Below are 8,959 nucleotides of genomic sequence, written 5' to 3'. Positions count from 1 at the left end.
CACATATAGTCTAATTGTACAATTCTTTACCCCTATGCTTTAATACAAGAATTTTCATAACGCTTTTATTAAGAAGTTCTGGACTAATTTTCCCCGAACGAATTAATTGAATGATTTTGTTAAGTCCAATATTATACTCATAAAAATTAGAGAATATAAAATATTCACCACAAGAGCTTAACGCTTTCACGATCGATTTATCGTTAGCTAAAATAGATGACCCCATAAATTTTAATATAGAGAAATTTATATTTGAAGAAAGTCCTCGGATAGTGTTAGCCAAACTATAACGCAAAGCTATAGGATTCCTTTCAGAAACTTGAGAAAAAGAAAGCTCTCCATCATACATTCTTCCTTGAATATTTCCACTATGCTCAAGCCCTTGAATAAATTGAGAATAATTCAACAAATCAATAGAAACGATTTCCTTTAAAGATAAGGAAAAAACAATTCCATGCTCTTTCAAAAAGATTCCTAGATCCTCTCCTAAAGCAAATATATCCTGATAATCAATAATAGAAATCTGACGCGAAGCTATATAAAAATGAAGACTATGTTCTAGGTGAGATCCTAACAACAAAGGCGTTTTTTCCTTTTGATTTATTAAACGAATACATGAACACTGTTTATCGAAAGCACCAAAACCACATAAAACTCCACCCAATCCATAATGATTTTGTAATCTATGAATATTCTCTACAAACTCATCCCAACTGCTTTCAAATGTTGGGGCATAGAAAAAGAGCTGAGCTATCTTCTCTTCCATAGATTTTAAGGTGAAAAACAACTCTTTAGCTTCTCCAAGATCTTCATTTTTATAGGGCAACCGCTGAACCCTATTTAAATAATAATCTGGAGAAGATGCTCTGCTTTGAAACTCTTGAAAAGATTTTACAATATGCAAAGTTATCGATAACAATCTTTGTTCTAACTCTTCATCCTTTGCTTTATCTTTACGTTCATCAGATTGTTGATTAGAATGTTTTGATACTCTTTCTGGACGCTCTATATAAAAATCACTGTGCTGTCCTTGCTTACGAAAAATTTCCATCATAAAGCTCCTCTGCTGAAGAAATGCGTTTTAAATTTAAAAATACTAAAGATTCCTAGAATTTAAAAACTTAACTATTTTTATTCAGAATAGCTCTTGTCTTTTGAAACACCTGATTCTATAATGGCTTCTAAAACAATCTTGTCGCGACCCCTTGTTATGCCCAATTTGGCTCCCTACAATATCGCTTCTGAATCTACCCAAGAAGACCTCATTTTAGGGTTATTTGAATCGTTCAGCCCAAATGTCTGTGTTCAGTTGTTAAAACAAATGATACTTATTCGAGAGTTTGAGATTCGAGGAGAAGAAGCTTATTTTGAAGGTCTTTTAGGTGGGTTCTATCACTCTTATGCTGGTCAAGAAGCAATAGCTACAGCAGCTATTGCTAATGTAGGAAAAGAGCAATGGTATTGCTCTTCATATCGTTGCCACGCTCTAGCAATTTTATTAGAGATCCCCTTAGAACAACTTGCCGCAGAACTTCTTGGAAAAGTTACTGGTTGCGCTAAAGGCCGAGGAGGATCTATGCATATGTGTGGACCCAATTTCCCTGGAGGCTTCGGTATTGTTGGAGGACAAATTCCTATTGCTGCTGGAGCAGCATTCGCTTTAAAATATCGTGATCAACAGAATATCTCTCTATGCTTTATCGGAGAAGGTGCAGTGGCTCAAGGAGTGTTTCATGAAACACTAAATTTCACATCTCTACATAACCTTCCTTTAATGCTCATTATAGAAAATAATGGTTGGGGAATGGGAACAGCACAACATCGAGCTATAGCAAAGTTCCCTATTGGAGAATCTCAAGCATCGTCATACAACATACGTTCTTTTACTTTAAACGGCTTAGATCTTTTTAATTGTTTGATAGGTTTTAAAGAAGCTTATAGCTATATGATAGCTTCTAATCGCCCGGCTATTGTAGAGTGCCTCTGCTCAAGATTTCGAGGACATTCCATTTCAGATCCCAATCTTTATAGAACTAAAGAAGAAATGCAAGCTCTCTATAAAAAAGATCCTATCATTTTTGCTAAAACATGGTTAGAAAAATTAGGAACACTATCTGAAGAACATTTTCAACATTTACGCCACGAGTGTAAGAATGAAGTTGCACAAGCTTTTGCACAAGCAAAAGCTTCACCAGATCCTTCGATAACAACATTAGAGGAGGGAGTCTATGCCCCAATCTAAATCTCTAGAGATTCGAGATGCAATTAAAGAAGCTATAGATGAAGAAATGGTTCGGGATCCTAACGTATGTATTCTTGGAGAAGAAGTTGGAGAGTATAATGGAGCTTATAAAGTAACAAAAGGTCTTCTAGATAAATGGGGGCCCTCTAGAATAATTGATACACCTATTAGTGAATCAGCTTTTTCTGGAATAGGTATAGGGGCTGCTATGGCAGGACTTCGACCTATCATAGAATTCATGAGTTGGAACTTTTCTTTTGTTGCTGCAGATCAAATTATCTCACATGCGGCTAAGATGCATTATATGACTGGTGGGACTTTTTCTGTTCCAATTGTTTTTAGAGGACCAAATGGAGCCGCAGCACAAGTCTCATGCCAACACTCACATTGTATAGAGTCTTTATATGCTAACATCCCAGGACTTATTGTCATCGCCCCCTCTACACCTTATGATGCTAAAGGATTATTAAAATCTGCTATTCGCAATAATAATCCCGTACTTTTTTTAGAAAATGAATTAGATTATAGCCTTAAAGGGGATGTTCCAACAGAAGAATATCTTGTTCCCATAGGAAAAGCTCGATTAGTTCGAGAAGGGAAAGACTTAACTATTATCACTTATAGTCGTATGGTTAGTGTTGTGCAAGAAGCTTGCGCTTTAGCTCAACAACGTTGGGGTCTATCTATAGAGATCTTAGATCTTCGTACAATAAAACCTTTAGACGTTTCAGCGATTCTTGCCTCTGTAAAAAAAACTTCTCGTTGCCTTGTTGTGGAAGAGGGTCATTATTTTGCGGGGATTTCTGCAGAAGTCATCACATTAATAACAGAACATATTTTTGATTATTTAGATAGCCCTCCTAGAAGAGTCTGTCAGAAAGAAACTCCGATGCCCTATAGTAAAATTTTAGAACAGGCAACACTTCCAAATGTTAACCGGATTATAGATGCCATTGAAAAAGTCATGGAGTAAGTAGTTGTGATTTCTCTATTAAAAATGCCAAAGCTTTCTCCAACAATGGAGAAAGGGAAAATTATTAAATGGTGCAAACAAGAGAACGAACAAATTCTCTATGGAGATGTTTTGTTGGAAATCTCTACAGACAAAGCTGTTTTAGAATACACAGCAATAGAAGATGGTTGGCTTAGAAAACAACTCGTTAACCATGGAGATACGGTCACTATAGGACTTCCTATTGCAGTTTTATCTACAGAGAAAAACGAAACTTTCAATCTTGAAGAACTATTACCAAAACAAGAAGACATCGTTACTCAATCACCTCAAACAGAAGAAATCACCAAAAAAAATTCTTCAGACCAGTCTATTATTTCACCTTCAACAGCAATAGGATTTAAACCAGAGCCCCCTCTCAGCACTCTTTTAACATTTCCTACGACATCTCAATCTAAAAATATTTCACCTTTAGCAAAGCAAATAATTAAAAAAAATAATCTTGATGTATCTACTTTACAGGGAAGTGGTCCTGGAGGGCGTATAATAAAAAAAGATTTGGATAAAGCTATGCCAAAAGGTCTTGCAGGATTTGGTTTTCCCGAAGCTCCAAATGTCCCTCCAGGGTCATATCATGAAGAGGATATGTCTCCAATTAGAGAAATAATAGCTTCTCGTTTACAAGCAACAAAAACCTTTACTCCTCATTTTTATGTCAGGCAACAAATCTACGCCTCCCCACTTTTAAGTCTACTCAAAGAACTTCAGTCTCAGAATATAAAACTTTCTATAAATGATTGTATCGTCCGTGCTTGTGCCCTAACTTTAAAAGAATTTCCTGAAATCAACTCTGGCTTTAACAGTGTCAATAATAAAATAGTACGTTTTGAAACAATAGATATCTCTATAGCCGTTGCAATTCCAGATGGAATTATTACCCCGATAGTCCGTTGTGCAGATAGAAAAAATACTGGCATGATTTCTTCAGAAATTAAAGCCTTGGTTGTTAGAGCAAAAAATCAAACGCTCAAAGAAGAAGAATACAAGGGTGGCTCATTTTGCATATCAAACCTCGGAATGACAGGAATCACAGAATTCACAGCAATTATCAATCCTCCTCAAGCAGCAATTCTTGCTGTAGGAAGTGTCGTTGAACAACCCATAGTTATAGATGGCGAGGTGACTGTAGGTTCCACTTGTATATTGACGCTTTCTGTAGATCATCGTGTTATTGATGGTTATCCGGCAGCAATGTTCATGAAAAGACTACAAAAAATTTTAGAAGCTCCCGCAATACTAATGCTTAACTAAATTAAGAGCCCCTATTCCCCCTCCTATTTCAAATAGAGTCTTCTCCTGAGCATGATTTGCAAGGCACAGACCAAATATTCGATGCATAGTCCCGTATGGCTCTATCACTAGAGAACATTCCCATGCTAGAAGCATTATATATAGATTTTTTAACCCATTGTTCTGATTGAACAAACAAATTAGCAGCATTTTCATGAGCAGCTATATAAGCCTCTAAATCCGCTAAAATAAAGAAAGGATCTCCTTCTTGGAGAAGTCTACGCACTATAGGCTTAAATAAATCCTTATCTTCAGCTTTGAAAAAACCTTGGTCTATTAAATTCAAAATATGAGTGATTTTAGAATTTCTATCACAAATTCCTTGAGGATAGTACTGAGGACGAAGTGCTGCGATTTCTTCCTCTAGCAAGCCGAAAATGAACATATGTTCCTTTCCAATATATTGGGCCATCTCTATATTTGCTCCATCCATAGTTCCTATAGTTAGTGCACCGTTAAGAGCAAATTTCATATTTCCAGTTCCAGAAGCTTCCATTCCAGCAGTAGAGATCTGTTCTGAAAGATCTGCTGCTGGGATAATAATCTCAGCCATAGAAACACGATAATTTGGTAGAAAAAGCACTTTAAGCTTATCCTTCACAATAGGGTCATTATTTATACAATTCGCAACACTATTGATAAGCTTAATAATAAGTTTTGCCATAACATAGCCTGGAGCAGCTTTTCCTGCAAAAATTACTGTAGTAGGAACTGTTGAGCATGTTGTTATATTTTCTTTAAGATTTATATAATGATATACGACCCTAAGAATATTCATGAGTTGTCTTTTATACTCATGTATACGTTTGATATGACAATCAAATAAAGATTCGTGATTTACAAGAACTCCCATATTTTTATAGATATACGTAGCAAGATCTTGTTTATTTTTTAACTTAGTTTCATACCAACGATCTCTAAAACTAGCGTCCTCAGCCAAAGACTTTATTTCTTGCATTTGTGCAAGATCCACAATGTGGCGATCTCCAATTGTTTCATCTAAAAGTTTATTAAGTCTGGGGTTACAAAGAGTTAACCAGCGTCTAGGGGTCACTCCGTTTGTTATATTGATAAACTTCTCTGGAAAAAATTCATAAAACTCTTTGAATAAAGTTTCTTTAATAAGTTGAGAGTGGAAAGCAGAAACCCCATTCACTTTCGAAGAGCCTACAACAGCAAGGTTTGCCATATTTACACGCTTTTCACAACCTTCTTCAATAATAGACAAAGCTCTATGTTTATCATGGTTTTCAGGATAACGTGTAGAAACTTGTTCTAACCAACGCGTATTGATTTCATAAATAATTTCCAAATGTCTCGGAAGTAACTTTGAAAAAAGATCTAAAGGCCATCTTTCTAAAGCTTCTGGAAGGATTGTGTGATTTGTATAATTAAAAATAGCTACTGTAATTTCCCATGCTTGATCCCAAGGAAGTTCATCTCGATCGACAAGAATATGCATCATTTCAGCAATTCCCAGAGCTGGATGAGTGTCGTTTAACTGAATTGAAACCTTATCTTTAAGATTTTCTAAGGAAATATGGGTTTTGGTATATCTACGAAGAATATCTTGAATAGTTGCAGAAACTAAGAAATATTCTTGTTTTAAGCGTAACTCTTGCCCCTCAGAAATTGAATCATTTGGATAAAGAATTCTAGAAATGTTCTCTACTAAAGCAATGTCTTCGATAGCACGGATATAATCTCCGTGATTGAAATAACTGAACTCAAAACCATGCGGAGATTGGGCTTGCCATAATCTCAAAGAATTTACGGTATCATTACCATAACCCGGTATCGGAATGTCGTAAGCCATAGCAAGAACCTCTTGAGTATCGACCAGCTCAGCAACTTCTTTTCCTCGAGAATCTGTATAATGAACGACTCTGCCATAAAAACGCACAGGATAAAGATATTCCCCACGACAGATTTCCCAAGGGTTACCATAACGCAACCACTCGTCAGGAGCCTCTACCTGCTGCCCATTCACAATTTTCTGATCAAAAATACCATAATCATAACGTATACCATATCCATAAGCAGGAATAGCAAGAGTGGCCATAGAATCAAGATAGCAAGCGGCGAGTCTTCCAAGGCCTCCATTTCCTAATCCAGCATCAGCTTCTATCTCAATAAGATGATCAAAATCATAATTTAGGCAAGACAAAGCCTTTTTCACTAAATCTAGAATACCTAAATTCAGAAGATTACTCTTAAGACTTCTTCCCATTAAAAATTCCATGGAAATGTAATAGACTCTCTTAACGTCATTTTTGTAATAATTACTTTGTGTTTTCAGCCAGCCTTTTGCTAACCATTCCATAACAGTTTTAGCTACAGCCGTAAAAATGTCTCGTAAGGAGGCTGATTCTGGAGATTGAACTACACCTAAATATAGACGGTCTAGAATTGCTTGTTTCATGGTTTCTGTATTGACCAAGTTCTTATCAAAACAAGGGAAATCTTCCATAGTAAGCCGTAACAAAACATTATTTGAGCCCAACTCATATGCTAAAACTGAAAAAAAAGAAAGATTTTCACTTATAAAATATTGAAATAGATTTTTATAAAAAGTTCTTTCATTTTTTTATAAAAATTGACTGAAAAGAAAAAACCTATTAAAATTTCTAGCTTATTCTTTCTTTAAAAAGGGGGGATTATGAGTGTAAAAGCTCACGAGTTCGGGAAGTGGAAAGGTCCTATGGGAAATGTTCACACTCTCAGTGATCTAAGCGGTAGTATAGGGAAAAAAATTTCATCAGCTATTCGGCCTGCTCAAGTTCAACCAACAATTGTTCCAACTCGACCCCAATCTCTTTGCTCTTGGAAATTCATTAAACCTATTCTACTTGCTTTAGGGCTAATTCTTGCATCTCTTGTAAGCTTGGTCATTATAGTTAACAGCGGAGTTGTACTTTCTGGGAGTATTGGTTTTGCCTTAACTCTCCAAGTGCTTTTACTTGCCGCAGGACTGTCTTGGCTATTTATGCATATAAGAATTGGTTGGAAAGAGTCACGCTCCTGACACTTACTATATCTTGATTTCTTCTTCTTTTGGTAAGAAATCTAAACTTTTATGAGTAGTCATTAAATGTTTAGAAATATCTTGAATGGCAGCATGAACATCATTATCCCTCTCCTCTGCTTTTTGAGAAATAAGTCGTATCGAAGAGATCACTGTTGAATGATCTCTAGAAAAAATATCTCCGATACGTACAAAAGATAACGCTAATTGCTGTCGACATAAATACATGGCCACTTGACGAGGGAGCACATGCTCTCGAGATTGAGAACGTCCAAGAATGCTTTCCTGTGTTATACCATAGTAACGAGATACTGCTCGGATAATTCCTGTAGGAGTAAGACGAACACTTTTTGCAATTTCTAAAACATCCTTTAATAGCACTTTAATATCGTCTTCATAAAGTAATTGTTGTGATAATTTTTTATAAACAACACGTTTAGAAAGTAATCCAACAGCATGAAGTAACGTTTTTATATTAGAAGATAAAGAAAGAATTAGAAAATCTAAAGCCAACTCTTGAATACGAATTCCATGAGACTCAGCTTGTCTCTTTAATAGACTTTTCAACCCTTCCTTTCCTAGAGGATGAATAGGAACTGCAACTCCCCATTCAAATCGACTAATAAGTCTTTCTTCCATTGCTTTTAAATCTGCCGGAGCATAGCAGGAAGATATCACTATAAGTTTTCCCTCAGTATGCAAAGAATTAAAAGTATGGAAAAACTCTTCCTGGGTAGCATTTTTCCCAGAAAAAACCTCTATATTTTCTATAAATAGGGCGTCTGCACTACGATAAAATGCTCGAAATCGTTGCATTTCTCCTGAGCGAATAGCCGAAACAAGATGCTCTGTAAATAGCTCTGAAGAAACATAAAGAACCTTATTACTAAACTCCCGAAGCATGTGAATAGTGGCTTGCATTAAATGAGTTTTCCCAGCCCCTTCAGGCCCAAATAAATAAATAGGATTGAATGAAAGGCTTTTACTATCTGAAGAAATTTGTGTAAATTCTTGCAAAATTCGAAAAGGAAGATCATTTTCTGCAGTTACAAGAAAACTAGAGAATGACATTTCTGGAAGTACATTCCCATATTGCATAGTGAAATACGAGGTTTTTTCTTGTTGTATTTGCTTTTCTTTGAATGGTGTACTTTTATCTACAGAAGTAATGTGTACGCGAATTAATTTACCATTATTATTTATAAGATTAGCTTTGACCTTATGCCGTATGTGCTCTTCAAACCAAGTTACTTGGAAAGAATCTTTAGCTTCGAGATATAAATTACAAGCATCAAAACACAAAATCTTTAAAGATCGCAGCCATTTATCTACAGTACTGCTTCCAATTTCTTTTTCCTGTAGCAAAAGAAAATCTTCCCATGCTCGCATA

Annotated in this window: 7 protein-coding genes; 4 read left to right on the top strand and 3 right to left on the bottom strand. The window is 35.8% G+C overall.

Annotated elements, in window-relative coordinates; genetic code table 11:
* Window positions 1-10: 10 nt before the first annotated feature.
* Complete coding sequence (locus JMS40_RS03405; protein ID WP_236558944.1) at window positions 11-1,054, bottom strand: hypothetical protein; 1,044 nt, start codon at window positions 1,052-1,054, stop codon at window positions 11-13.
* A gap of 156 nt (window positions 1,055-1,210) precedes the next feature.
* Here JMS40_RS03405 and JMS40_RS03400 point away from each other — a divergent pair, with 156 nt between their 5' ends.
* Genes JMS40_RS03400 through JMS40_RS03390 form a run of 3 tightly spaced genes read left to right on the top strand, consistent with a single transcriptional unit; the run spans window position 1,211 to window position 4,505 of the window.
* Window positions 1,211-2,242, top strand: a complete 1,032-nt coding sequence (locus tag JMS40_RS03400) for a thiamine pyrophosphate-dependent enzyme (RefSeq protein ID WP_201456879.1) — start codon at window positions 1,211-1,213, stop codon at window positions 2,240-2,242.
* Complete coding sequence (locus JMS40_RS03395) at window positions 2,229-3,215, top strand: alpha-ketoacid dehydrogenase subunit beta (RefSeq protein ID WP_201456877.1); 987 nt, start codon at window positions 2,229-2,231, stop codon at window positions 3,213-3,215. The genes JMS40_RS03400 and JMS40_RS03395 overlap by 14 nt, the downstream gene beginning before the upstream one ends.
* A gap of 6 nt (window positions 3,216-3,221) precedes the next feature.
* On the top strand, window positions 3,222-4,505 hold the full coding sequence (locus JMS40_RS03390) for a pyruvate dehydrogenase complex dihydrolipoamide acetyltransferase (RefSeq protein ID WP_201456876.1): 1,284 nt from the start codon (window positions 3,222-3,224) through the stop codon (window positions 4,503-4,505).
* Between the two features lie 28 nt (window positions 4,506-4,533).
* Here JMS40_RS03390 and JMS40_RS03385 read toward each other — a convergent pair whose 3' ends face one another.
* Window positions 4,534-7,014: a glycogen/starch/alpha-glucan phosphorylase gene (locus JMS40_RS03385; RefSeq protein WP_201456875.1), complete on the bottom strand. Its 2,481-nt coding sequence runs from the start codon at window positions 7,012-7,014 to the stop codon at window positions 4,534-4,536.
* A gap of 189 nt (window positions 7,015-7,203) precedes the next feature.
* Between JMS40_RS03385 and JMS40_RS03380 the strand changes: the two genes are divergently transcribed.
* A complete protein-coding gene (locus tag JMS40_RS03380; RefSeq protein ID WP_201456874.1) occupies window positions 7,204-7,569 on the top strand; it encodes a hypothetical protein in 366 nt (121 codons plus the stop codon).
* 6 nt (window positions 7,570-7,575) lie between these two features.
* Here JMS40_RS03380 and dnaA read toward each other — a convergent pair whose 3' ends face one another.
* Window positions 7,576-8,958 carry a chromosomal replication initiator protein DnaA gene (dnaA, locus tag JMS40_RS03375; protein WP_201456873.1) on the bottom strand — a complete coding sequence of 461 codons (1,383 nt, stop codon included), beginning with the start codon at window positions 8,956-8,958 and terminating at the stop codon, window positions 7,576-7,578.
* Window position 8,959: the final 1 nt, after the last annotated feature.

Origin of the sequence: Chlamydia sp. 17-3921 (genome assembly GCF_902705545.1) — a bacterium.
In the GTDB taxonomy this organism is placed as follows: Bacteria; Chlamydiota; Chlamydiia; order Chlamydiales; family Chlamydiaceae; genus Chlamydia.
This window is presented reverse-complemented; position numbering and strand designations above follow the sequence as displayed.

What these genes read in the sequence shown, in the direction of transcription:
- JMS40_RS03405 (WP_236558944.1), bottom strand. Translation starts at nt 1,054, where the DNA reads ATGATGGAAATTTTTCGTAAGCAAGGACAGCACAGTGATTTTTATATA.
- JMS40_RS03400 (WP_201456879.1), top strand. Translation starts at nt 1,211, where the DNA reads ATGCCCAATTTGGCTCCCTACAATATCGCTTCTGAATCTACCCAAGAA.
- JMS40_RS03395 (WP_201456877.1), top strand. Translation starts at nt 2,229, where the DNA reads ATGCCCCAATCTAAATCTCTAGAGATTCGAGATGCAATTAAAGAAGCT.
- JMS40_RS03380 (WP_201456874.1), top strand. Translation starts at nt 7,204, where the DNA reads ATGAGTGTAAAAGCTCACGAGTTCGGGAAGTGGAAAGGTCCTATGGGA.
- JMS40_RS03385 (WP_201456875.1), bottom strand. Translation starts at nt 7,014, where the DNA reads ATGGAAGATTTCCCTTGTTTTGATAAGAACTTGGTCAATACAGAAACC.
- dnaA (WP_201456873.1), bottom strand. Translation starts at nt 8,958, where the DNA reads ATGCGAGCATGGGAAGATTTTCTTTTGCTACAGGAAAAAGAAATTGGA.